The organism is Butyricimonas paravirosa, from assembly GCF_032878955.1.
Classification (GTDB): domain Bacteria; phylum Bacteroidota; class Bacteroidia; order Bacteroidales; family Marinifilaceae; genus Butyricimonas; species Butyricimonas paravirosa.
The window spans coordinates 2,552,461-2,578,945 of sequence record NZ_CP043839.1 but is presented as its reverse complement, the minus strand read 5'-3'; the positions used below and the strand labels follow the sequence as shown (position 1 = coordinate 2,578,945).

Annotated in this window: 15 protein-coding genes; 14 read left to right on the top strand and 1 reads right to left on the bottom strand. The window is 40.3% G+C overall.

Annotated elements, in window-relative coordinates:
- Position 1 precedes the first annotated feature (1 nt).
- The 9 genes from F1644_RS10760 to F1644_RS10720 all read left to right on the top strand — a co-directional run bounded on the left by F1644_RS10760 (position 2) and on the right by F1644_RS10720 (position 13,988).
- A complete protein-coding gene (locus tag F1644_RS10760; RefSeq protein ID WP_158571835.1) occupies positions 2–742 on the top strand; it encodes a DUF4843 domain-containing protein in 741 nt (246 codons plus the stop codon).
- An 18-nt stretch (positions 743–760) separates the two neighbouring features.
- Positions 761–2,275 (top strand): PKD-like family lipoprotein, encoded by a 1,515-nt coding sequence (locus F1644_RS10755; protein ID WP_087421354.1) that lies wholly within the window; start codon positions 761–763, stop codon positions 2,273–2,275.
- Position 2,276: 1 nt separating this feature from the next.
- Positions 2,277–3,368, top strand: a complete 1,092-nt coding sequence (locus F1644_RS10750; RefSeq protein WP_118303730.1) for a TlpA disulfide reductase family protein — start codon at positions 2,277–2,279, stop codon at positions 3,366–3,368.
- Between the two features lie 444 nt (positions 3,369–3,812).
- Positions 3,813–4,985 carry a FecR family protein gene (locus F1644_RS10745; RefSeq protein WP_087421356.1) on the top strand — a complete coding sequence of 391 codons (1,173 nt, stop codon included), beginning with the start codon at positions 3,813–3,815 and terminating at the stop codon, positions 4,983–4,985.
- Positions 4,986–5,126: 141 nt separating this feature from the next.
- Positions 5,127–8,540 carry a SusC/RagA family TonB-linked outer membrane protein gene (locus F1644_RS10740; protein WP_229782408.1) on the top strand — a complete coding sequence of 1,138 codons (3,414 nt, stop codon included), beginning with the start codon at positions 5,127–5,129 and terminating at the stop codon, positions 8,538–8,540.
- Between the two features lie 3 nt (positions 8,541–8,543).
- A complete protein-coding gene (locus F1644_RS10735) occupies positions 8,544–10,007 on the top strand; it encodes a RagB/SusD family nutrient uptake outer membrane protein (RefSeq protein WP_087421358.1) in 1,464 nt (487 codons plus the stop codon).
- Between the two features lie 32 nt (positions 10,008–10,039).
- Positions 10,040–10,876, top strand: coding sequence for a DUF4465 domain-containing protein (locus tag F1644_RS10730; RefSeq protein ID WP_158571838.1), 837 nt, complete (start codon positions 10,040–10,042; stop codon positions 10,874–10,876).
- A gap of 225 nt (positions 10,877–11,101) precedes the next feature.
- The gene (locus F1644_RS10725) at positions 11,102–13,204 is read left to right on the top strand and encodes a thioredoxin family protein (protein WP_158571839.1); all 2,103 of its coding nucleotides are present in this window, start codon (positions 11,102–11,104) and stop codon (positions 13,202–13,204) included.
- A 211-nt stretch (positions 13,205–13,415) separates the two neighbouring features.
- On the top strand, positions 13,416–13,988 hold the full coding sequence (locus F1644_RS10720; protein WP_087421361.1) for an RNA polymerase sigma-70 factor: 573 nt from the start codon (positions 13,416–13,418) through the stop codon (positions 13,986–13,988).
- Here F1644_RS10720 and F1644_RS10715 read toward each other — a convergent pair whose 3' ends face one another.
- Positions 13,989–17,363, bottom strand: a complete 3,375-nt coding sequence (locus tag F1644_RS10715) for a hypothetical protein (RefSeq protein WP_118303738.1) — start codon at positions 17,361–17,363, stop codon at positions 13,989–13,991.
- Between the two features lie 676 nt (positions 17,364–18,039).
- On the opposite strand from F1644_RS10715, the gene F1644_RS10710 reads away from it, so the two are divergent.
- The 5 genes from F1644_RS10710 to F1644_RS10690 all read left to right on the top strand — a co-directional run bounded on the left by F1644_RS10710 (position 18,040) and on the right by F1644_RS10690 (position 26,467).
- A complete protein-coding gene (locus F1644_RS10710; RefSeq protein ID WP_158571840.1) occupies positions 18,040–19,209 on the top strand; it encodes a FecR family protein in 1,170 nt (389 codons plus the stop codon).
- Between the two features lie 80 nt (positions 19,210–19,289).
- The gene (locus F1644_RS10705; protein ID WP_118303742.1) at positions 19,290–22,679 is read left to right on the top strand and encodes a SusC/RagA family TonB-linked outer membrane protein; all 3,390 of its coding nucleotides are present in this window, start codon (positions 19,290–19,292) and stop codon (positions 22,677–22,679) included.
- A 12-nt stretch (positions 22,680–22,691) separates the two neighbouring features.
- Positions 22,692–24,182 (top strand): RagB/SusD family nutrient uptake outer membrane protein, encoded by a 1,491-nt coding sequence (locus F1644_RS10700; protein ID WP_158571841.1) that lies wholly within the window; start codon positions 22,692–22,694, stop codon positions 24,180–24,182.
- A 15-nt stretch (positions 24,183–24,197) separates the two neighbouring features.
- Positions 24,198–24,938 carry a DUF4843 domain-containing protein gene (locus F1644_RS10695; protein WP_027202241.1) on the top strand — a complete coding sequence of 247 codons (741 nt, stop codon included), beginning with the start codon at positions 24,198–24,200 and terminating at the stop codon, positions 24,936–24,938.
- 17 nt (positions 24,939–24,955) lie between these two features.
- Complete coding sequence (locus tag F1644_RS10690) at positions 24,956–26,467, top strand: PKD-like family lipoprotein (RefSeq protein ID WP_158571842.1); 1,512 nt, start codon at positions 24,956–24,958, stop codon at positions 26,465–26,467.
- Positions 26,468–26,485: the final 18 nt, after the last annotated feature.

Genomic DNA, 26,485 nt, shown 5'->3' with positions numbered 1-26,485 from the left:
CATGATAAAAAAATATGTACTCATAATTTCGGCCTTAGTGATGATTGGTTGGGGATGCCAGAAAGATTTGGATCTTTATTCCGGCCGTGATTTTGTTTATTTTAATCCGTCGGCCGGATTGGATTCAACGTATTTTTCATTTGCCTATGTGGATGTAAATAAATCTGTGGATTCTCTTTATATTCAGGTAAGGACCGGAGGCGAAGTGAAAAATTATGATCGACAGGTGAAAGTGAAGATTGCTGAGACAAATGCTACGGCTGAGACGGATTTTAGAACTTTATCAGATTCGTACACGATTTCGGCTGGTAATACTTTCGGAACAATTTTAGTTGAATTATTACGCCCAGAGGTTTTAAAACGGGAGGAACGTTATATAATTCTTGAGTTAGAGGAGAATGAATATTTCACCTTGAATTATCCGACGAAAGTGTCTTCGAGCGATGAAGAATATAGCGCAATCCGTTATAAGATTGTTTTTTCCGAGATTATGACCCCTCCTACGAAATGGAGTACTTATGAATTTGGTGAATTTTCGGTGAAGAAATTGGATGTGATCTGTGAGGAGATGAATTTGACACGGGAAATGTTTAATGATGCAAGTTATATGATCAATTCCAGACAGAAATATATTGCAGCGAAAATGGTGCAGATTTTAAATGATTATAGTGCAAACGGTCATCCAATTTACGAAGATGATAATGTGACATTGATGAGAATGGGTGATGTGTATTACAATTAGAATCCTAAAAGAGTTTATATGATGAGAAATATATTGTTCGTGTTGACGATATTTATGGCAGTCGTGGTCTCTGGTTGTTTCGATGATAAAGGAAATTATGACTACCATGAAATAAATGAGTTACAGGTGACAGGGTTACCTGGTGAAATGCAGATGAAATATCGAAATGTTGATACTTTGCGGGTGACTCCGGGCATAGAGGCTACTGCGGATGACGGTAGTATGCCAGATCGGTACAGTTTTAAATGGGAAGCGGTTTCCCAACCCAAGGTGGGGGATATTCAGACAACATCGTATGTGATTGGTGAGGAACGTGATTTGAATTACTTCGTGGAGCTTCCGGATGGAGAATACGATGTGAATTGCTTGGTAAAGGATACAATTACGAGAGTAACTTGGAAAGGATCGTTCAAATTGAAGGTGACGACTCAATTAAATGAGGGATGGTTGGTGCTTTCGGATGTGAATGGGTATACCCGTTTAGATTTAATTTCGATGTCTGCCAAGGAGGATCTTGTCGTGCGTGATTTACTTCGGGATGCCCCGCAGTTGAAAGGGCCCAAAAGGATAAATACGGTATTTGATATGTATTATCTCCAATGGGGAACAGATCCGAGGTTTTATCTTATAACGGAAACGACAACCGCTACTCTTGATGTTGATACTTATGAGTGGGATGATGGGAATGATATTCGTTATGAAATGTTGGAATATCCTCAGAATTTTGTTGCTTCGAACAGAACTGCCGGAATGGGATGGGAGTTACTTATCTCGGATAAATATGTATTCGGGGGAACAACTTTTGGGCAGCAAGTACTTTTCGGGGTTCCTATTAATTTTATTGCAGGTGACGATGGAAATTATTTTAATGTTGCTCCGTCCGTGGGAGTGAACACGTCATATAGTGCTTACAATCCCAATCGAATATTATATGACACTTCAAACAGACGTTTCGTGATGATTGCAAATAGCATGAAGAATTGTACGTTGATGACGGCAAAAGAGTCTGAATTTTCTTGGGTTACAGGGAAAGATTTTGTTTATATGGCGAATTCTCGGTATGATGGAGGTAGTGTGTATGCAATATTGCAAGATGTAGAGGCTCCTAACTCTCGTTATTTGTACGTGATGAAAGTATCAGCTTATGGAGGGGTAACTCAAACGAAGTTTATGAAATTGGATTATCCGGGGATTGAAAAAGCAACTTGTTTTGCAGTACATCCCAGTTTACCTTGGTTGTTTTATGCTGTCGGCAATACGGTGTATCATTTTGATATGGAAGGGCATCAGGCAGAACCAATTCATTTGGATGGAGAAACGATCACGATGTTGAAGTTCAATTTATTTATGGGAATGTATCCTAATTCGACGATGCAAGAAAAATTGATTGTAGGGTCTGTGAAGTCCGGTTCCGGGTTGAATGGGATTGTTCGCACTTATGACATCCCAACGGTATTTGGAGATGAATTCGATGCGCCTTCCGTGCATGATGGGTTCGGAACTCCGGTAGATGTAACTTATAGAGAGAAATAAGATGAGGAAAATATTGTTTTGTGTTTGTTTTTTACTCGTATGTTGTGTGGTTTATGCACAACATACAGGTAAATATAAGGTTAATGGTAAGATTGAAGGGATGGAGTCCGGGCAAGTGGTGATGAAACAAAAAACAGCAGAGGGATATAATGAATTGGGCGTTTCAGACATAAAAAACGGGCAATTTGAGTTTAAAGGAAAAATTGCAGAGATTCAATCTGTTCAATTGTTTTTTAACAATCAACGGGGTAGTTTGACCTTATTTCTAGAACCGGGAAAAATTCACGTGGCAGTAAAGAAAGATTCAATTTACTACGGGAATGTTGAGGGAACATCAACGAATGAGTTATGGCAGTATTTTAACAAAGAAGAACGTCGTTTGGAGAGTGTGGAGGCGGGATGCGCCCAAGCTTATCAAAAGGCATTTGCGACCAAAGATAAGGAGATCGTGCGTGCGGCCACGAGAGCTTTTGTGGATGCGACTAAAGCTCGGAAAATTTTCCGGAATGAATTTTTGAATCATTCAGCTCATAAATATGTGGCGGCTTGTTTTTATCGTACTTCTTTGATGCAAAAATTGCAATATGCAGAGTTGGACTCTTTGGTAAAAAGTTATGTTGGGATGGAAAATAATAACGATGTCCGTTTGATAACTCAACGTCGGGATTTGATGCGAACGGTGGCTGTAGGGGCTAGAGTGCCTGAGATCAATTTGCCGGATGTTGAGGGAAAGTTTTTCGCATTGTCTTCTTTTAGAGGAAAATGGGTATTGTTGGATTTTTGGGCATCTTGGTGTGCGCCTTGTCGTAGGGAAGGAAAACATGTTCTTGAGTTGTACAAAAAATATCAGCAGGATGGATTTGAAGTTTTAGGTGTGAGTATTGATCAAAATCCTGATGCATGGAAACAAGCCATAAAAGAAGATCAGACTCCGTGGAAACACGTCTTAGATCAGAGGAGTGAAGTGGCTAAAACTTTTGGTGTTTCTTCTGTTCCCCGGGTATTTTTGATTAGTCCGGAAGGAATTATCGTGGCTGTTAATTTGTATGGAAAAGAGTTGGAACAACGTTTAGAAAAAATCTTCTCGAAATAGTATTTTTATAAAATGCAGGAGATCCGAAAAGGGACTTGAAAAAGTCACTTTTCGGATCTCCTGCATTTTATAATTTATTTTTACAAATACTTTCTTGTTTAGTTAATTTAATGATAACCAGTTGTTAATATTTTGAAGTCGGTAGAATGAACATTTTAGAGAGGTCGGCTCGTTAAATAATATCTAATCAAAATCGGCTTCTCTCTTTCTCTCTCTTCGTATTCTGGAATATTTTTTTAATTTTGTTTTCACCCAGATACGGGGGTGAATTGTATTATATATGAGAAGCGATATTTTTATCATTAAACGTTCGTTTAATAATATTCACAAATTCCTCTAAAGACTTTATACCTTCTTTTTGTTAACCATTGGTATTCAGTTCTTTCCTTTTTTACCTTGTCCTTTGTTTTTCCCATAAATTTGCTCTCAACAATCGAAGGTATAATGAATGATTTGATACCAAGATTAGATATTTCTCGTTTGATTGTCAAAGATTTAAATGGAGAGATTAAAGAATCGGAAAAGCAAGAGCTGAAAGAGTGGATTAATGAAAGTGAAGAGAATAAAGCGTTGTATTTAAGAGTGCGGGAACGAGAGAATCGGAATCAGCGATTGGAGGTGATCCGGAAATTGAACAAACAAGCAGCTTGGCGAGAAGTAGAACGTAAAACAAGAAAAAGTCAGCATTTTATATCCGGGTGGCTTTATAAGGGGATTGCTGTGGCAATACCGGTGATTTTATTATTCTGTTTATATTATTATAGATCGGGAGAGGTGGATTTGGAGGTAGTAAAACAAGAACATCGGGAAATTCATCCGGGAGAAATAAAGGCAGAATTGATTCTGGCTAATGGGCAACGTTTGGCTCTTGATGCGAAAAAGGAAAATCCAGTGGAATCAGATTTGGATGGAGTAAAAATATTAAAGGAAAATCAGGGGATCCGTTATGAGTGTGAGGATTTGGAGGGGGAGGTCCCGTATCATGAATTGAGGGTTCCAAGAGGTGGGGAGTACCCGATTACGTTGGAGGACGGGACGGAAGTGTATTTTAATTCGGAGACAAGATTTCGTTATCCTGTGAAGTTTGGGGAGCGGGAGCGTAAAGTTTTTCTGGTAGGGGAGGCTTATTTTAAGGTGAAACGGGAGGCTGACCGACCTTTTATCGTGGAAATAGGGGAAAATCGTATAGAAGTACTTGGAACCGAATTTAATGCACGTTATTACCCGGAAGAGAATAAGCAAATGACCACGCTTGTTTCGGGGAAAGTGAAATTTATTTCAAAAGATGATAAAAGTCTTGTGCTTGCTCCGGGAGAACAGGCGGTTCTGACCGATGAAGGTATTTTGTCCCGTAAAACGGTTGATATTACCCTATATACAGCTTGGAAGGACGGGAATTTCGTATTTCGCAAACAGCGATTGGAAGAAGTACTGAACACATTGGCTCGTTGGTATGATGTAGATATTTTCTATGAAGATGTTTCTCGGAAGGATATTGAATTTACCGGGAATATTCAGCGATTCGAACGTTTTGAAGAGATTGTTGGGCTTTTGCAGATGACAGGTGATACGGAATTTGAGGTAAAAGGGAAAAGTATTTTCGTGAGGCGTAAATAAAGAACGAGGTATTTGCACTACCTCGTCCTTAAATCCGGTAAAATCCGGGATTGTTATATTTTAAAACTTTACAAATGTATGAAAAAAACAGGTAATTGTGTCCATCTTCGGATTAGATGGTTGTTAAAAATGTGGTTAGCTATGAGGTTTTTAATGTTTTTTCTACTCTTAAGCGTTGTACCGGTTTCGGCGTCGGTATTTGGTCAGGATGCTAAAGTGTCTTTGCAGGTAGAAAAGGCATCTCTTGAAAAGGTAATGAGCATTTTGGAGAAATCCACGGATTACAGGTTTGTCTACCAAAACAGTCAGGTGGAATCTGTGGGTAATTTGACCTTGAACTTCAAGGATTCCGACATTCGGGAGGTGATGACGGAATGTTTAAGAGGGTCCGGTTTGACGTTTAGCGTGGTAGGCGTGAATGTCGTGATTGTTCCGTTGGGAGAGAAACCACAGGTGCAAAAGGAGAACAAGAAAGAAAAACAAGTGAAAGGACGGGTTACGGATAAGGAAGGACTTCCAATACCGGGAGTTTCCGTATTGATTGATAGTACCACGTTGGGTGTGGTAACGGATATCGAGGGAAATTACGTGTTGACCTATCCGGAAATGAGTAATGTGCGTTTACGTTTTTCTTTTATCGGGATGCAGACGAAATACGTGACGGTGGGTAACAACACGGTTATTAACGTGGTTCTGGAAGAGGAAGTGAATCGTTTGGAAGAGGTGGTGGCCGTCGGGTACGGAACCACGAAAGCAAAGGATATGACCGGGGCGGTATCTCGTTTAGGGAAGAAAGAAATCGAAACGGCACCGATGGGGGCTTCTATTCAATCCATGTTGCAGGGACGGGCTCCGGGTGTGAACGTGATGATTGGTTCGGCATCTCCGACCTCGCCGGTATCGGTGATTATCCGGGGATCTTCTTCTTTGTCCGGAGATTCTCAACCGTTGTGGGTGATTGACGGGGTTCCCGAATATTCGGCTGGGACTTCCGGTAATATATCCAACACCTTGTATAATTTGAATTTGTCGGATGTAGAGACAATAGATATTCTAAAAGATGCATCCGCCACGGCAATTTATGGTTCGAGAGCTGCAAACGGGGTTGTATTGGTGACAACTAAACGAGGGAAAAAAGGTATGACTCCGACACTGGAATTTTCTGCCCGTTACGGGATTCAGACGATGAATGCGAATGATTTCGGGGTGTTGAATGCCGAAGAATATATTGCCTTATCAAAAGCTGCCGTGCGAGCTAGTTTCTTCACGAGAGGAACCTTGGATTATTTTACCCGGAAGTATATTGATGAGGCGAAATTTAACGCTGCCACGAATAATAGTCAATTTGATTTGGAGACATTAGTGGATGATTTCTTCTTGGAGGATGCTTATTATGATGGTGATACCGATTGGTGGGATTTGATGACACATAATGCCGCAACGCAGGATTATAGTTTGGGAATCCGCGGGGGATCGAAAGAATCGTCTTATAATGCTTCTTTCTTTTATAAAGATCAGAAAGGAATCGTGAAAGGTGGTAGCTCTAAGTTGTTAGGTGGTAGTTTCAATTTTGATGCCTCTGTTCGGGAGGTGATTCGTTTCAAATTAGGCTTGCGGGCAACATCCCGTGTGACGAATGACAAGGATGATATGATCAGTACAATTTTGGATATGCGCCCGGATTACCCGGCTTATCTGGAAGACGGATCGATCAATATGATCAGTTATTACGTGGAGAATCCTCTTTTCTCGTTGAAAAATACGAAAGAAGGGAAAGGAAAAGATTTCACGGGATCATTGGGGTTGGAATGGGATATTATTCCCGGGCTTACTTTACGGACGAACGGGACGTTGAAGTATGGTATTAATAAGAATTTGACTTACGACCGTAAATATTATGATGACGGAACAAGTTCTTCAACGGTTTCTAAGAATGAATCATATACCTATGTATGGGATAACACGTTGAATTATCTTAACACGTTTGGAGATCATAATCTGGTCGGTTTGTTGGGATTCTCCATTGAGAAGTACGAATCAGACGGATTGTCGGCATCAGGTTCGAATTTCCCGGATGATGAGGTATTGACGAATTTGGGTAGTGCGGCAACTAAAAACTCGATAGCTTCAAGTTATGCTTCTAACACGTTGGTTTCTACTTTTGCCCGTGTGGAGTATAAATTCAAAAATCGTTATCTTGCGACGTTTACTTTCCGTGCGGATGGTTCTTCTAAATTCGGGCCGGATAAACGTTGGGGATATTTCCCGTCGGGAGCTTTAGCTTGGATTATTTCCGACGAGAGTTTCTTGAAAGATTATTCTCATATTGTTTCTTACTTGAAATTGAGAGCTTCTATCGGAAAGACCGGATCACAGAATTTGGGTAATTATGACTGGAGAACGTTGATGGGATCAGCGACGTACAATAACGCACCGGGAATAAAACCCTCTTCGCTGGGGAATGATATTTTACAATGGGAATCTCAGGTACAAAAAGAAATTGGTTTGGATTACGGATTCTGGGATGATCGTATCCGGGGATCTATCGGTTATTACCAGAAAAAGGTCGATAACTTGTTGTACAGTGATCCTGTACCTTATTCATCTTCTTTCTCTTCAGTAACCCAGAATATTGGTTCTTTGAAGAATAATGGTTTCGAGTTTGACGTTAAAGTGGATATTATCAAGAATGCTCAGAAGGATTTGACTTGGGATTTTGATTTCAACGTGGCTAGAAATGTTACGACACTGGAAAAATTGAATAGTGAGGATGAGTATTTTGGTGGTGGTGCATATCAATATTTCAAAATTGATGTTGGAGGAAAAACCGGAATTTTGTATGGTTACAAGTATGGTGGTCGATTGATCCGGACAAATGAGGAGTTGGTGGCCTTGAAAACGGTGAATCCGGAAACAGGACAACAGCAATATTACCGGGATAATAATAATTATGAACGTCCGGGAGACTTGTACATCATGGATTTGGATGGAGACGGACAGATCACGGCTGATGGCGACCGTACAGAAATAGGTAATGCGAATCCCGATTTCTTCGGGGGATTCGGTACTACGGTTTATTGGAAAGGATTGATGGTGAACGCCACCTTTACTTATTCGGTCGGGGCTGATCGTTTCTATGATGAAGAAAAAAATAGTGCCGGGGATATGAACGTGTACAATACATCCAAGAACGTGTTGAAGTCTTGGACGATGAATCCGGGTGTGGATCGGGGTTATCCAAGAGCCATGTATTATGGTTGGGGATCAAATTCCATTATCACGGATCGCTATGTTCACGATGCATCTTTCATGAGATTATCCGCTTTGAATATTAGTTATCGTTTGCCTCGTCGTTTATTCGGTTCCAGCATAGTGAATGCGATTGATATAACATTCCAAGCAACGAATTTGTTCACTTGGACGAAATATCCGGGAATGGACCCGCAGGGAAACTTCAGCACGTCTTACAGTGCATTTTATAATATGGGTATTGATTATAGCTCTTACCCGTCAGCAAGAACCTACAATTTGGGAATAAAAATAACTTTAAAATAAGATATGATGAAGAGATTAAGTTATTATATCATGTTGTTGGGGATCGTGTTCTTTACTTCATGTGAGGATTTTTTGGATCAGGTTCCCAAACATAATTTGACACTGGATAATGCCGTCACGGATTATAGTGGGGCAAAAAATATTCTGAACGGGATGTACTCGATTGTAGCTTCCAACTCTGCATTCGGAGGTGCGACTTGGTGTCGCTTGTCTTCACAGGGAGGATTTTACTCGTCATACACGGTTAATTTTAATATGGCCTATAAAGAAGGTTCTAATGACATGGATGGAACTTGGCAGGCCTTGTATTCTTTGGTGAACTCTGCAAATGCGGCAATAGAGGCGATCTCAAACTTGGCAGAGAATAAGTTTCCGACACCGGAACGTAAGCAGGAAATGTTGGCTGAAGCCCGGTGTATGCGGGGCTGGGCTTACACGAATTTGTTCTGGTTGTTCGGGAGATGGTGGGATGCGGATGATTCGGCTTATGGAATTTTGTATCGGGATAAGATGTCAAATTTGAGTAATCTGCAGGTACCTCGTAGTAGTGTCGGGGAATCGTACACGAAGATCTTTGAAGATTTGGATGATGCAATCGCCAATATGCCGGACTTCACGACTTCTCGTAGTTTATCCCGTCAGATGGCACAGGTGTTGAAGGCAAAAATCTTACTTTATCGAGGGGCAATGCGTGGTTCTACGCAAGATTTGAAGGATGCGTTGACACTAGTGGAGACTGTAAAACGGGATGCACCTTCCGGTTGGCAGATGGAATCGGATATAGCAGCCATGTATGAAGTGGGTTGGGATTCGAAAGAGGTCTTGTGGGCAAGGTATTTGGGAGATTTTGCCAGTACGACGAGTTACGAGTTTGACTATTCGTATAATATCGGTTATAATAATACCTATTCGGATATTGCAACCGGGTGGCTGGAAGAAGATCCCCGTTACGAGGTTGTCATGGATTCCGCCCGGGCTCCCGAGACTTGGGATACAAAGATGGTGTTTACTCCGGTGAAATTATATCATGGAGGACGGTATGATGCGAAAGATGCTCCATACGCGACCTATTATTTCCGCTATGCCGAGTTGTATCTTATGGAATCTGAGTTGAAAGCCCGTTTGGATGATTATTCTTTGGAAGAAGCATTGAAGCCTTTGAATGATATGCGGGCATGCCGGACAAACCCTGTGTTACCAGCTTTATCTCCCGGAAGTAAGAAAGATTTGTTGAGAGCGATATTCCGGGAAATCTGGGTAGAACAGTTCTTGGAAAATGGAAGCGAGTATTTTGCCTCTTTGCGATTTATAAATGACACGGATGCCAGTGCGGCCCAGAATAAACCTTGGATATATACGCTGAAACCGGATGTGAATTTCACGGAAAATCAGTATTGTTGGCCGATCCCGGAGAACGAACGGTTAAAAAATCCTCTGGCAGTACAGAATCCGGAACTTGGTAATTGATGTTTGACAAAACAAGTAAATATATGAGATTTATGAGAAATTTGTGGTTTATATTCATTCTGATTATAGCTTTTATGGCATGTTCCGATGATAAGGATGTGCTGGCGCCTGTACCGAATGATGTGACGCTGAATGAACTGGAGTTGGATCGTTTTACTCATGCGATCCCGGACGGCGGCTTTACTTCGAAAGCGGCTCACAGGAATTCCGTAACGTTTAATACAAAGAAAAATAATGACGGGACGTATGCCGGGTTTGCTTATTCGAACCGGAATAACCGTTCCTTTACGTGGACGGCTACTCAAGAGGCTTTGGATTCAAATATTTATAGTGTGTACACGAGATTTCCCAATGCGAATGAAGTATATGCTGTTGGACGGGTTGAGGGCGATGATACTTATTTTACGCTGGGAACTCCGGCCGTGGTAGAACATATTTTAGTGGCCAATACGACTTATACCTATTTGGCATTAGTATATGGGGATCAGTACGGAACAGAAGAAGAGCCGGTTGCTAATCCCAATATTCCGGGTAGTGCGAATAAAAAAGGGGTATGGTTCACGAATGTTCCGGGAGGTGTGAAGAAGATGGTGGATGACGATAAGGATTTCTACAAATTGATCATTACGGGATATAACGGAGAGACAGAAACCGGTCAGGTAGAGTTTTATTTGTGTACCCGGAAGGGTGATCCGAATCATCCGGATTGGAGCTTGGTGATTAACGATTGGTATAAGGTGGATTTAAGTTCCTTGGGAGAAGTGTCGAAAGTTGTATTCCATGTGGCATCATCGGATATAGAGGCCGGAACCGGTCGGATGAGAACCCCACCGTATTTCTGTCTTGACGGGATTAGGATTAAAGAATAAATTCAATGAACAGGGACTGGCCAAAAAGTCATTAGATTTCAAAAAACTCCTCCGTCACTTCGTGCCACCTCCTCTATAAACAGAGGAGGAGCTGGTGACTCATTCTGAAGATAGAGAGTATTTCAACTCTCCCTCTGTTTATAGAGGGAGTACCCCGAAGGGGGGAGGGAGTTGGAGAAATGACTTTGAGGACAGCCCCTGTATAATATGAATAAAAATTACTGTATGAAAAGAATTGTGTGTTTATTGATATGCGTATGTGGCTATTTCCAGCTATTTTCGCAAGGAGTCGATTTTAAGCAAATCACGTTGAAGGAGGCTTTGGAGCAAGCAAAGGTTCAAGGGAAGATGGTGTTTGTGGATTGTTACACGACATGGTGCGGACCTTGTAAAATGATGACGGAAGAGGTATTCCCTCAAAAGGAGGCCGGGGACTTTTTCAATGCTCATTTCGTGAATGTCAAGTTTGATATGGAGAAAGGAGAAGGAAAGGAGCTTTCCAAGCAATTTAAAATACGGGCATACCCGACCTTTTTACTTTTGAATCCGGAGGGGAAGGAAACGTATCGGGTTGTTGGAGGCGGAGAACTTCAAGAGTTCATTCTTCGGGTAAAGAGGGGTTTGCAGAAAGAAAATACATTGGAGGTATTGGAAAAGGAGTACAAGACCGGAAAGATGACGAAAAAACGTATGTTGGATTATGTATTGACGTTACAAGATACCTATGATAATGAGCGTTTAAAAGTGGTGGCGGATGAATTGGTAAAGCGTTTGACTTCTAAAGAAAAAATGGCTAAGCCTTATTGGGTAATATACGAGGATAGTTTCCTTTCTCCTTTGATATCCGATAATTTTGCTTTTCTGTTAAAGAATAAAGCGGCTTTTGAAAAGAGTATCGGGGAAGAAAAAGTAAATCAGAAAATTGCTTCTGCCTATTCCGGTATGTTATATAGTTATGTTGCTGGGTTTGCAAAGAAAGAGGATGTCGGGCGGTTGGATGTGATGCAACAGCAATTGAATGAATATGACCTGCCGGGTAAGGAATACCTTCGAACTAAATTGGCCTTGGCTTATGCCCGTTGTAATGAGGATGTAAATGAGATGATTTCAATTTTGGAACGGGAAGTACAGAATTTGCCGCAGGCAGAGCTGTGGACTTTGGCAACCTCTTTGCAATTTGTGGAGAAAAAGGGAGATAAACAGCAATGGCAAAGAATTGCTGCATTGGGAGATCAGTTCGTGGAATCGGCAGCCGGAGAAGATTTAAAAGGATATTTGAAATCTTTTTTCAGTCGTTTTAAGAAGTTGGCTTCTGTCGGAGTGTATTGGGAGGATCTGACTTTGGAACAAGCTTTGAAGAAAGCGGAAAGGGCAAAAAGTATGGTATTCCTGGATTGTTACACTTCTTGGTGTGGTCCTTGTAAATACATGACTTCAAATGTGTTCCCGCAGGAGATTGTGGGTGATTATTTTAACGAGCATTTTGTGTGTCTCAAGGTTGATATGGAGAAAGGAGAAGGGCCGGAATTAGCCAAGCGTTACGGCATACGAGCTTTCCCGACGTTCTTGATTTTGCGTCCTGATGGTAGCGTGTATCACAAATTACTCGGTTCCGGTGAGGCGGATGAATTTTTGAAACGTGTACAAGAAGGAATGGAAGAAGAGAATTCCACGGGGTATCTGGACCGATTGTATGAAGAAGGAAACCGGGATAAGGCTTTCCTATCAAGGTATATTCTGTCTCTGTTGTCTATATATGAGGAGAATAAGGCGAAGGAAGTGAGTGCTGTCCTATTGGGATTGTTGGATGAGTCTGAAAAGGTGGATAGTAGTTACTGGTTTATTTTTGAAAGTCCGGCGTTGACTAAAAAGGGAACAGATCATTTTAAATATTTGGTAGATCATCGGGAGGAGTTCATCCGGTCTTTGGGTAAAACGAAGGTTGATAATAAGTTATATGCCGTGTATTATAATCAGTTGAGTTATATCTTGAAAGGGTATGATAAAAAAAGTACAATAGAAGATGTGGTAAACATGAAAAACGAGATTAAATCTTTTAAGTTGGAAAAACGAAAAGAGTTGTCTGCATGTATTGATATAACGGAAGCCTATCTGAAGAAAGATGTAAAGGGCTTGTATAGCCGTTGTAAAAAAGGATTTAAATTGTTTCATGATGACGAAGCGATGAATATTGCGTTCCCGGTATTAAAATATCTGAAAACGGAAATGGAATCAGAGGAGGATTTACAAAAGTTGGTTCTCATGTTGGAGGCAAATATAGAAAATGAGTCTCTGAGAGAATATATTTCAATGAATACAGGGCAATAGTTTGTGTGTGAATGAGAATTATTTTCTTGTAATTAATATTGTCTGTTGTTTGTGTTAAGGGGCTATATAGCCCCTTAAATTTATAAATAGATTTTAATTTTATAAAGAAAAAGAGACTATATTGAAACATAATGAAATAAATCATTTCGTTTTTACATTTTCATTTCTATCTTTGTTTTACGTAAAGAGGAAATAAATAAAGCGTAAGTGTATGCAGGAACAAACTTCAATAAAAATCCAAGGATTAACGGTTGGTGACAGAAAAGTGTATCAACAGATCTTTGATACTTTTTATCATAGTTTGTGTTTGTTCACGCACCGTTTTATTGATGATCTTTCTGTTTGTGAGGATTGTGTGCAGGAGGCGTTTATTTCCTTGTGGGATAATCGGGAGGAAATGGCATCCGCGGCTCATGTGAAATCCTTTTTGTATCAAGTCAGCCGTAATAACGCACTGAATCATTTGAAACATGAGCGAGTGAAAAGTGAGTATATGGCCAAAGGAGTGCAGGAACTGGAATCACAGGTTTGTTTTATCAATTACGTGATCGAGGAAGAGGCAGAACGTATACTGGCTGAGACAGAACAAGAATTGGCTCCGAAATGCAGGGAGATTTTCAAGCTTGCCATGCAAGGAAAAGATAACGAGGAAATTGCCCGCTTGCTGGGAGTTTCGGAGAACACGGTGAAAACGCAGAAAAAGATCGCCTATAAAAAGTTAAAACAGAAAATAGCAGAAGTAACGATGTTACTCCTACTATTGAATCAAGTGGTTGGTGAGTGATTACGGTTTTTGATAAACCCATTTTATAGCATCTCCCACAACCCATTGTCCGGGTAAACCGATATCATATAGGGAGACCGAGCATTCTCCTTCTGGTAACATAAATTCTCCAATGAACACCCATTTGGAAGTTTGGGGTGCATGGACTTTAATCTTTTTTTCTCTGTTGTTGTAGGATATGGAGTAGCAATATTGTATGTCCCGAATGGGTTCTTGGGTAATCATACTTCTACTGCGTTCGTGACGATGAGAGATATTTGGAATATAAGCATATATCTTGTATTTACCTTTTTTGTTAATGGGAGTTGTCCAGGTCAGTAAACCTTCTCCTTTACCTGTTCTTTTTCTGAGACAGCTCAAACAATATTCTCCGAAACAGTCGGGCATAAGAGTGTATTCCCAATGGGATACTGCTGTAGAGGAATGCGTGTGGTGATTATGATCTAGCCTTAGGAAACGTTTTAGCCAGGGAGCTGGAGGATCCGTGATTTGAAAATTGTTATCCTCGTTATCAACGATGATTTCATTTTTGGAAGGAAAGAAGATTGTGGGAGAGATGGATTCTTCCCCAGTGATGGTGTCTCTGGTGGATTCTATTCCTTTTTCTAGCGTGATCGTCTTATCATGAAAATTAAAAATGTTTGGGCGGTTTTTTGACAATCCGGTATAAATGCTATGTGCAATAACTGGATTCGGGCATATAAATATAATTTTTTTGGCTTCTCTGGCTTTCACAGAAAATGTGCGAGGTGTATAGAGAATCCTGTCGATCTGATGTTCAGGTCCAGCTTTGAAAATGGCAGTTCCTAAGTGCATAGCAATGACTCCATCCACATCACTTTGGTTTAAAACGTCAAATTCCATTCTAAATTTGGTGTGAGGAGTCCAAGGATCTCCTTCTTCTTCTGTGGGTGATAAAATTCGTTTTACCCGAAAGTTTTTTACTTGAAAAGCGGGTAGCTCTTGACAGTCAAAGTATTCCGGGAAAATTTCGGATAGGTGCCATCCAAATTTTTTTGAAAAAGCATCGTCAAAAGTTTGAAAATCAGTTTGTCGGAAACGATTGGTTGTCATAAAATCTTGTACGAATACGTGAAAATCCGTGGAGGTAGTTCCTTTAAGAATGATTTGTGAGAGTAGATCATTTGCTTTTAGTTCATTAATTTGATTTATGATCTCAAAGGAAAGTGTCTTATCCGAGAGAGCTGTCCGATAACTTTTCCCATTTAAATAGTCCAAGGCTTTTTGTTGGGAGTCTAGAGGTGCTGCATTGGGATTTCTGTTTTCCCATGGTCTTTTCACGATCTGATTTAAGAGACTATTGATCGTTGGGTATTTGTGAGAGTAAATATGGTTTATGCAATAAAAAAATAGAGGATTGAAGTTGTATATGTTGTAAATTGATTCGTAATGCCATGTTGTTCCTAACTTTAGGTGGGAGAGTGGGCCTTCTTCCCAAGATGTTAGAATATGTTCATTGTTAAGTCGCCAGTATATACTATATTTGAAAGGTTCAATCCACTCAGATATTTCAAAACGTAACCATTTCTTAGCAAAGGCTCTAATTCTTCCATTTAATATACCGATCCCTCTTTCCGGACACAATACCATTTCGGGTTGTATCATCTCGCTTCCTCCTGTTGCCGGGTGATAGTGGGAGGTGAAGGTAACCGGGGTTTCTACGAGGCGCAAGCGGTTAAATAGATAGGAAGATTTTCTTTCATATTCTATGGTCTCTTTCATATCCCTGATCTTGTCGGGGAGTGAAGTTAATTGTTGTTCAATCGAGGAGAGAACCTCGAAGTTGTTTTTTGACATGTACAGCTCGTAGGTCACGCTGTCCACGGTTATCTCCCGTTTCTCGTATTTCCCGATACATAGCGATATGTTCCTTTGAGGGTGTTCGTTTTCAAACCGGGTACCTGATGCCGTCTCGTGGCGTGAGCCTTGGGAAATAGCTGTAAGTCGGATGGGGTGATCGACGGTTAAGGTGTAGCGGGTGAAATCGCACGGGGTGTTATAGGGATGTGCGGGGTTTACGGGTGGAGAAGTAACCGGGTACCAGAGGCATTCGGGTGTGAGCAAGATGTAATCTTTTTCGAGGAAGGCGTATCGATGGCCGAACCTGCAGGATAGATAGTGACGGTTATCAATGTCAAATTCTTTCTGTCGTTTCGGGATGTAGAGGTAGCAGATTCCTTCATCGATAGTTCCTTGATACTGAATGTTAAGGGTGAGAGTATCACCGGGAGAAACAGGTCGGGAGATCACGATAGCCTGAGCCTCTCTCGTGAAAGGCACGGGAGATAGGTTTTCTTGTATGCTTGTAACTTCTAGGGAGGGGTTCAGGTAAAGGATGATTTTCGATAGGTTTGTGCCAGTCGGGTTATGTAGCGATATCCGGCTTTCCACATGAGCCTGTTTCTCTTGGTAGGTAAACCGGATGTCATGAGTGATGATGTTCATCTTGTTTGGAGAGTCGTGCTTCTCGTACACGGATTCATAGAGTGCGTGGCGTCGTTCGACTTGCTCGTGATGGTTGTACATGATAAACCCTGCCAATAATCCCACGAAAAGTAAGAGTATCCCGGAACAGACAGCCCGTTGGCGGCCGTTGATCTTGTTGGGGATACGGGGCAGGCCACTGATGGCGAGCGTGATGAACCCAATTCCCAGCAAGAGGAAAGTTGTTCGGTGGAGCAAAAAACCGGGTAAATCGGCCATCCCCGTGAAGCCGGAAAACGTGTAGGGAAGGAGGATGCCGAGAGGATCGAATAGCCCGTGGTAAAGGGTGGATAGGAAGAGGATATCCACGGAGAGGTAAACTAGCATAAAAAAGGTGGTGACGGTTCCGTTTTTAAAGCAACGAGCGGCAAGGAAAGAGGTGATACCCACGACGAAAACAATGGTGGGAAGGAATAGTGTCACCAAGTAGAACAAATAGATAAGGGGCTGGAAAGAGGTCGGGGAGGCGAAAAGATTGATTAACCCGGCTAGGGCGAGCGAGATACTTCCCATGATCATGAAGGCAATGATGATCCCGAGTATAAAGCCTGTCGAGTAGGTATCGTTTCCTTGCGGATGAACGAGTAGGGCTTCCAGCGTGTTGTATTTTTTTTGCTTGTGTACCCAGAATCCCATGGTGGCAAGGGGGAATACTAAGAGTAGGTTAAACATGTAAGCGTTTTGTGTGGGGATGAAAGAGGATAGGACAAGGGTGTACTCGACGGGAATGTTGAACATGTCACTTTGGAATGATACCTGGTATGCGATGAGTAGAGGGATCAAGACCATGAATGCAACACGGAAAGTTTTATTTCGCCATATTTCCGTGAAAGAGTACCGGGTAATTAACCAAAGTTGATGCAGGTTCATAAGTAGTTTTTTACTACTAATACAGTTCAGAGCGTTTTTGGGGTGAAAAATGGAAATAGATTCTACACGTTATACCCTAATTCAACCTAAATAAAGAGGTAATGCAACCCAAATAATCTCACTCATTCAGAGCTCATTCGAAGCTTAATCGTTGCTCAGACATTGGGGGATGGCGAAGCTCTGAGGGAGCTTCGAGTGTTCTTCGAATAAGTGGGATTATTTCCCTAGAATTTCCTACAGTTTACTTTAGGTTCTCGTTAGGATTTCATTCTTTACCATCATTTGTTATCCCGATAGTTCCGAATTTGTTTAAACTTTACCGAGAATGGGTAAAAATACTAGATATTGGTAATTCAGAATGTGGTGATAGTAAAAAGAATTGTTTAAATTTGTTTGGAAATTTGGCTTTTAGAGGGTGATTTTGTAATAAATGCTCTTGATGTGTTATAAAATAATCAATAAAATTTGAATTAGGTTTTCACCCTGATCTTGTTGTGAATTGTATTAGGATAAAACGATCGTTTAATGCGTTTGTAAATAGGAGCCTTCTGGGCTCTTTTTTTTTAATTCTAAAAAATCGTTTGTTCTAATTATCAATTCGTTAGTATTTGTCTTTCATTTTCATCTTTCAATGTCATTAAACGATCCTTTTTTGATCGAATCAAAAATTTGGAAGATGGAAAATTTAGAAAAAGGTATAGAAGTTTCTCAGTTGATAGTGAAGGACTTGCAGGGATGTATTTCTCGGGAAGAGAAAGTTATGTTAGACAAGTGGTTGGAGGAAAGTCCTGAAAATAGAGAAGTATATCATCGTGTGCAGGGACGGGTAAATCGAGATGAGCGGCAGGGAATCATTCGACAACTAAATAAACGTGCGGCTTGGGAGCGGGTAGATAGGAATACGAAAGAGTACAAACATTCTATTTTGAGGCGGTGTATGAGGTATGCAGCTACGATTGTATTGCCTTTATTCGTTGTTGGGATTGGCTTTTATCTGACTAGAGATAAGGAGGAAATTCATCCGGTTGCCGAAGTGGTGACAATTGCTCCGGGAGTAACAAAAGCGGAATTGGTGTTGGCAGATGGGCATAAAGTGATTTTGGGCACGGAAACCGTAGATTCGTTAGCAAGTGAAGGGGGGGTGAATATCGTGAAGGATGGGAATGGGGTATCTTATCTAGGAAATAAAGAAGAAGGTGATTTGGCTTATAATATTATGCGCGTACCCCGTGGAGGTGAATTTAAGGTGAGGTTACAAGATGGGACATTGGTCTATATGAATTCGGAGACCGAGTTAAAATATCCGGTACGTTTTGTAGGAAAGGAGAGACGGGTGTATCTGTCGGGAGAGGCTTATTTCGAGGTACAGCGAGATACAGCGAAGCCTTTTATCGTGGTTATGAATGGGAATGAGGTTCGGGTGCTGGGTACCGAATTTAATGTTCGTTCTTATAAGGATGAGAAATGTCAATTTACGACGTTGGTAACAGGAAAGGTGTTGTTGACAACTTCTGATCGTAAATGCATGGAATTATTACCCAATGAACAAGGAATTGTTGATCCGCAAGGGGAGTTGAGAAAAGAACAAGTGGATGTTGCTCTTTACACGGCTTGGAAAGATGGTAATTTCGTGTTTCGAAAACAATGTTTGGAGAATATAATGGAGATTGTCGAAAGGTGGTATGACTTGAAAGTGACCTTTGAAGACGAGTGGTGTAAACAAGTTAGTTTTTCCGGTAACGTGGAGCGATATGATGATTTTAGTAAGCTGGCAGAAATGCTGGAGGCTACCGGGAGCGTGAAGTTTAAAATAAAGAATAATGAGATCTATGTAACCAAAAGATAAAAAGAAAAAGATGGAATACTTGCACTATTCCACCTTTAGTACCAGTGTGACTGGCATTGTTTTACTTAAAATACAAATGTATGAAAAAAAAGCGAATTGTACATCTTCTCCCGAAAAGAAGGTTATTAAAAACATGGTTGATTATGAGGTTTATCGTCCTGTTTATGTGCGTGTCCGCAATGCAGCTGACGGCTGCGGTGTACAGCCAAGAAGTAAAAGTGACGTTGTCTGTGAAAGACGCTTCTTTTGAGAGTGTGATCCGTCTGTTAGAAGCAAACACGGAATACACGTTTCTTTATGAGGATCGGCATATTGCCGAAATTGGAGGTTTAAATCTGAATTTCCGAGAAACGGATATTAAGGTTGTGTTGGATAAATGTCTGCAAGGAACAAATTTGAGCTATCGCTTGATGAATAATCACACGATCGTGATCCAACGGGGTGTGGCGGTTGACACGACAAAACAGAAAGCTCCTCAAAAGATGTCTGTTTCCGGAGTAGTTAAGGACGTGAAGGGTGAGGTTTTGCCCGGAGTAACGATTCGGATAAAAAACACGCAATTGGGATTCGTGACGGATATTGATGGAAAATTTAAGTTTGATTTTCCAAAACAGGATACGGTGGTTTTAATTTTCTCCTTCGTGGGTTACAAGACTCAAGAATTTCAGGTGAAAAATGACAAACCGATCACGATTGTCCTGAAAGAAGATGTGACGGAAATGGATGAGGTGGTTGTTACCGGTATTTTCACGAAAGCAAAAGAGAGTTACACGGGGGCGGTAACTACAATTACTGCGAAAGATCTCCAACGGGTTGGAAATCGGAATCTGGTGTCTTCTATCCGGAATATTGACCCAAGTTTTAATATTGCGGACAATATTGATATTGGTTCGGACCCGAATAAATTACCTGATATTACAGTACGTGGTTCTTCCAGTCTGGATGTCGGTGTAAGAGATTTGCAGGAAGATTCTAGGAGTACGCAATCTACAAACCAACCCTTGTTTATCATGGACGGTTTTGAGATTACTTTGGAACGAATGATGGACTTGGATGAGAATCAAGTGGAGAGTATTACTCTTTTGAAGGATGCCAGTGCTACAGCGATGTATGGAACTCGTGGAGCGAATGGTGTTGTAGTTATCGTGACGAAAAAGCCGGAAGCGGGACGTATCCGGGTAACTTACAAAGGTAGTTTGAATATTGAGGCGCCGGACTTGACATCTTACGACTTACTGGATGCCAGAGAGAAATTGCAGTACGAGTGGGCTGCCGGATTGTATGAGAATACAAATGCCAATCAAACACAAGAGCTATGGGATTTGTATAATCAACGTAAGATGGATGCCGAGCGGGGAGTGAATACGTATTGGTTGAAATATCCTGTGAGAACAGGCGTGGGACATAAACATAGTTTACGTTTTGAAGGTGGAGATGAAGTTTATCGTTATTCGGTCGGTTTGTCGTATAATGATATTGCCGGTGCCATGAAAGGATCAAACCGGAGAACATTTAACGGGAATGTTTTTCTTTCATACAAATATAAAAACTTGACATTCCAAAATGATTTACAAGTTTCTTCTAACCGTTCATATAATTCTCCTTATGGAACATTTAATGATTTTGCGAAAATTAATTCTTATTGGACTCCTTATGATGAAGAAGGGAATTTGATAAAAGTGTTAGAGGATTACTACTATAATAGCCTTAATAGGAGAAATTTTGTATATAATCCACTTTATAATGCGAAGTTACCCAGTAAGGATGAGAGTCGGTACACGCAAATCCAAAATAATTTTGCGATAGAATGGCATATCTTACCGGAGTTGTTTGTCCGCGGGCGTTTGGGGATTACTTCAAAGACGGATCGTACAGATGTGTATAAATCGGCTAAACATACTGATTTTGACAATTACTCGGAAGATGATTATGGACGGAAAGGAACTTATTCGTATGGCACAGGTGAAGCTTTCAATTATGAGGCAGATTTCACGTTGAATTATTCCAAGAATTTTATGGAGAAACACCAGTTGTACGTGGGATTAGGATATAATTTTGCTCAAGAAAAGAACGAGTTTTTCACTATTTTGGCAGAAGGGATTTCTAATGTTAATATGGATTTTCTCGGTATGGCCAGTATGTATGAAAAAGATGGTCATCCACAAAGTTCAGAAGGTTTTTCTCGACGGATGGGAGGAATCGCTAACGTGAATTATACTTATGATCGTCGTTATTTTATAGATGCCTCATTCAAGATAGAAGGATCATCTAAATTTGGTAGTGATAACCGTTATGCACCATTTTGGTCTGTCGGAATTGGTTGGAACTTGCATCATGAGGCATTTATGATGGATAATAATTTGTTGAATGTTGCTCGTTTGAAACTTTCTTACGGAACATCCGGTTCTCAGGCCTTTAATTCCTATCAAGCAATGACAACCTTTAAAGATTATGGAGGTTCGAGTTATCAAGGTTGGTATGGAGTCTATTTGATGGCCATGGGAAATAGCGATTTAGGATGGCAGAAAACCAAACAACTGAACGTGGGTGCTGAATTGGAATTCTTTAATGGGCGGATTCGTGTCAATGCAGATTATTATAACAAAGTAACAGATGATTTGTTGTCGGATATTACGTTACCGTCATCCAGTGGTTTTGGAAGTTATAAGGCTAACGTGGGACAGGTTGCCAATACTGGTGTCGAATTAGGAGTGAATGTTTACGTACTTCGGGATACAAAACGGGATTTGTCCTGGTTGATAGGGGGAACTTTGGCTCATAATAAGAATGAAATTAAAAAGATTTCAAATTCGTTGGAATTTTTGAATGAACAGATGAGTTCAGAAGATGGGGGGAATCCGAGTTTCATGTACGAGGAAGGACAATCTATGAATACGATTTTCGCCGTAAAATCTAAGGGAATAGATCCTAGTAACGGTAAAGAAATATATATAAAGAAAGATGGGACAGAGACATATACTTGGGATGCGAAAGATAAAGTACCTTGTGGTATTAATGAGCCGAAAATATGGGGTAATTTAAATACGATGTTCCGGTATAAAGGAATAACGTTGAATGCCATATTTGGTTATCGTTACGGTGGACAAATGTACAATTACACGTTAGTTAGTAAAGTAGAGAATATCAAGCCTTATGATAATGCAGATAAACGTGTATTATATGATCGTTGGAAAAATCCGGGAGATAATGCTTTCTTTAAGGGGGTACGGGATTTTACGGCAACAAATGCTACAAGTCGTTTCGTGATGGACGAGAATACGTTGGAGTGTCGTTCCATTTCTTTAGGATATGACTGGGAGGCTAAGTGGCTGGATCAAGTAGGCATTTCTTATTTAACCATAACGGGTTACATGGAAGATGTGTTTAGAATTTCATCCATAAAACAGGAGAGAGGTTTATCTTATCCTTTCTCTCGCAAGTTTTCAGTGTCTTTATCTGTTAGATTTTAAAAGAGTATGATTATGAGAAATATGATTAAAAAGAAATATGCCTGTATCCTGTTATTGTTATTGGCAATAGGATCTGGATGTAGTGATTGGTTGGATGTACGGCCTCGGAACGAGATGAAAGAGGATGATATGTATGCTAATGAAGAAGGGTTTAAGAGTGCTTTGACGGGAGCGTATATCCAATTGGCTGCCAAAGAACTTTATGGCCGGGATGCGTCCATGTATTTACCTGAGATGTTAGCACAACATTGGACAATTTCGACGGATAAAACCTCCTTGATTTATAATATTTGTGCATTTGACTATACACATGAAAAGTCGGAAGAGGCTATTGAAAAACTTTGGAAAAAGTACTATCAATGTGTCGTGCATTTGAATAATGTGTTGGGAAATTTGGAAACAACCGGAGTAACTTTTACGAATGGAAATGAGGCTTTGATCAAAGGGGAAGCACTAGGATTGCGGGGATTCCTTCATTTAGAATTGTTACGTCTATTTGGGCCTATTCCTGGGGATGGGGTATCTAGTGTTCCTGCAATTCCTTATCAGGAAGAGATGACGAAAGATCCTGGTAAATTGCGTACTATCACTTACAAAGAAGTATGTGAGAAGATCATTCGGGATTTGGATGCTGCAGAAAAACTTTTGGAGAAAGATCCGATTTTAGTGGGGTCAAATACGCAGTTGAATCAACCCGCATACGATTGGGAAGGTAAGCCTCAAGACGAGTGGCAATTTTATCGGCAAGTTCGTTTTAATTACTATGCAGTGAAGGGGGCTAAAGCTCGTTATTATCATTGGATTGGTGATAAAGAAAATGCAGTGAAATTTGCCAAAGAGGTGATCGATGCTAAAAATGAAGATGGTACATCCAAATTTACTTTAGCGACAGAGTCAACATATAGTTTATCCACTGTCGGTACAAACTTGGTAATGAAATGTGAACATCTTTTCGGGGTACATAATCCGCAACATCAAACGATCTTACAACCTTTATTTAAGGATGACGATGCTAGTTTGAGGCAGACGGTAGCTTATATTAATACAGCGTATGAAAGTACGATACACCCGGATGATATAAGAAATAAAGCAAATCGTTATTGGGAAGAGAGGACTTATCAGAATTCCAATAAAGTGAATCATTTTAGAAAATACACGGGAAGTGATACTTATGAGTCTCTGAATATTGTGCCTGTACTTCGTTTGGCTGAGATGTATTTGATTTTGGTGGAAGATTCTCCCTTGTCTGAGGCTAGTGGATATTTTAAAACATATCGCATCGCTCGGAATCTGGATATTTCTATTGATAATTCACTTGTAACGGAACAAGATGTTTTGAACCGGATGGAGAAAGAGTATCGGAAAGAATTCTTCGGAGAAGGACAGATGTGGGCTTTCTATAAGAAACATAATTTTACCAGATTTACTTGGCCCAAGAATAAAACTATTCCGGAAGGAGCTTATCTGCTTCCGATACCTAAGAGCCAAAGTGTGTTTGATTAAGTAAAAAGAGAGATTATGAAAATAGTAATTGCGAATATATTGATATTTTTATTGGTTGTGGGTACAATCAGTTGTAAAGAAAATTCAGCATTAGAGTATGAAAATGATCCGGCCCTGTATTTTGAAAATACAACTTATGGTCAGCGAGATAGCATTGCCCATACTTTTTTCATCCAACCGGATGATCAGATGCGGGATACCGTGTTTATTGAGATACTGACGATGGGGTACCCGACAGATTCGGATCGTCCTTTTATCTTGGAACAAACGAATGCTGGACAACCGGGATCGGCAATTGCAGGAAAGCATTTTGTGGCTTTTGATGATCCGGAAATGTTAGAGCATTTAAAGATTCCTAAAGGGAGTGTACGTAAAAGTTTTCCTTTAATCGTTTTGCGTGATCCTTCTTTGGAATTGGAAGAGGTTCGGATTGAGTTGAAGATTGGGGAGAATGAGTATTTTAGATCAGGAATTGACGACTGGACGAATTTTGTTGTAAAGACCACGTCTATGGCGGTAAAACCTACCAATTGGGATACCTATTGGAAATATTATTTCGGACCAACTTGGGGTTCCGTGAAAATGAAATTTATTATTGATAATACCGGATTCTCGGACTTTGACGGTGATCGTTTGAATACAGATTATACTAATTATCTGAGTTCTAAGGTAAAACAAAAATTATTGGAGTATAATACGAATCATCCGGATGATCCATTAAGTGAGGCAGACGGTACATTGGTAACTTTTGAATGATTAAAATGAAATTGATTATGAAACTGAAGAACATATTAATAGGAATAGGTTTAATAACATCTCTTCAGGGAGTACAATCCTGTATTGATGACCGGGGGAATTATAGTTATATTTCTAATGAAGAATTACTTCCTGTAACTATTTCCGGGTTTGAAGATACTACGGTAATAATCCGTTCAACTTTGAATATTACTCCCGTATTAGAGAATATGGATGATGAGTCCCGTTATATACATTTGTGGTATGCAGCTCCTTCGGTTACGGCAGGATTTACTCCGCAACGGGATACACTTTCCTTGAAGAGAGATTTATCATTTGAAGTGACGTATGAATCCGGAACCTATAATTTGGTTTATGAGCTACGGGATCCCAAGTTGGATATCTATGTTCGAAAACAAGTGTTGATGACCGTTCAATCGGATGTAAGTACCGGGTGGTACGTGATGAAGGAGGAGAACGGAGAAACGGATATTGATTATATCTCTATGGATGGGAAGAAGATTGAAAATTTGATCACCGCTTCTGGACAAGAACGGTTAAAAGGGAAACCGGTAAAAATGGCATATCAGTCTTCCCGTTATACTCCCGTGATTCAGAATCCGGATGGAACAACGACTCGGTTGAATAATAAAAGAGCTTTTCATGTTTTTAGCGATCAGGATATAAAGATCTTTAATGCAGACAACATGGCTCTGTTTTATAATTATGAAGATTATTTTTATGAAGTCCCAGAAGTGTGTAAGCCGGAAAATTGTGGAATGTATAGCACTGATTTTTATGCGATTAATGCAGGAAAGGTTTATTCAATTTATGGTATGTCACCGAATAGCGGAATGTTGGGATATGCGAAACCGGGATTGTATGAAGTGCACCCTGATATGGTGATGGGTACTTATGGTGTGATGCTTTTTGATACTAAAACAAGTACGTTCTATAATACATCGTCCAGTGGTAGTTCCATGAATTTGTTCCCTGAAGATTCCGAGGGTGGAATTTCTCCAACGAATATGGATGTAGATATGATTCGGATGTTAGTTCGGAAAGAGGGAAATCCCTCTACTGCATTTGCTGTAATGAAGAATAAAAATAAAGATGAGCATTACGTGTTTGATATGTCTTATTCCATGGCTAGTTATCCGATTGTTGATATTGATACTGTTCCTGCACATTGTGAAATGCCAGAGACAAAGGTTATGGGAACTTCTTTATATGCCAGTTGTATTTATTATTCTAAAAAGGAAGCGGATGGTGATGTGTTGAAGGTGTATAAGAATGTCAAAATAGATAATCGTGAAAGTGAGTTGAAACGTTTTCCGGGAGAAGAAATAGTTTACATTGTAAATGCGACTAGTAGATATGGAGCTCCAGCGGATGAGGTATTCAATCATTTGGTTGTATTGACAAATAGTGCGACGGGTTGGAAATTGTATCGTTTTAATGTAATCGGGCAAACACCGGAGATCGAAACGGAGCCTGCGTTTGTTTATTCCGGTAAAGGAACAGCCGGATATGTTATGCTTCGTAACTAACATCGTTTTGTAAAGAAT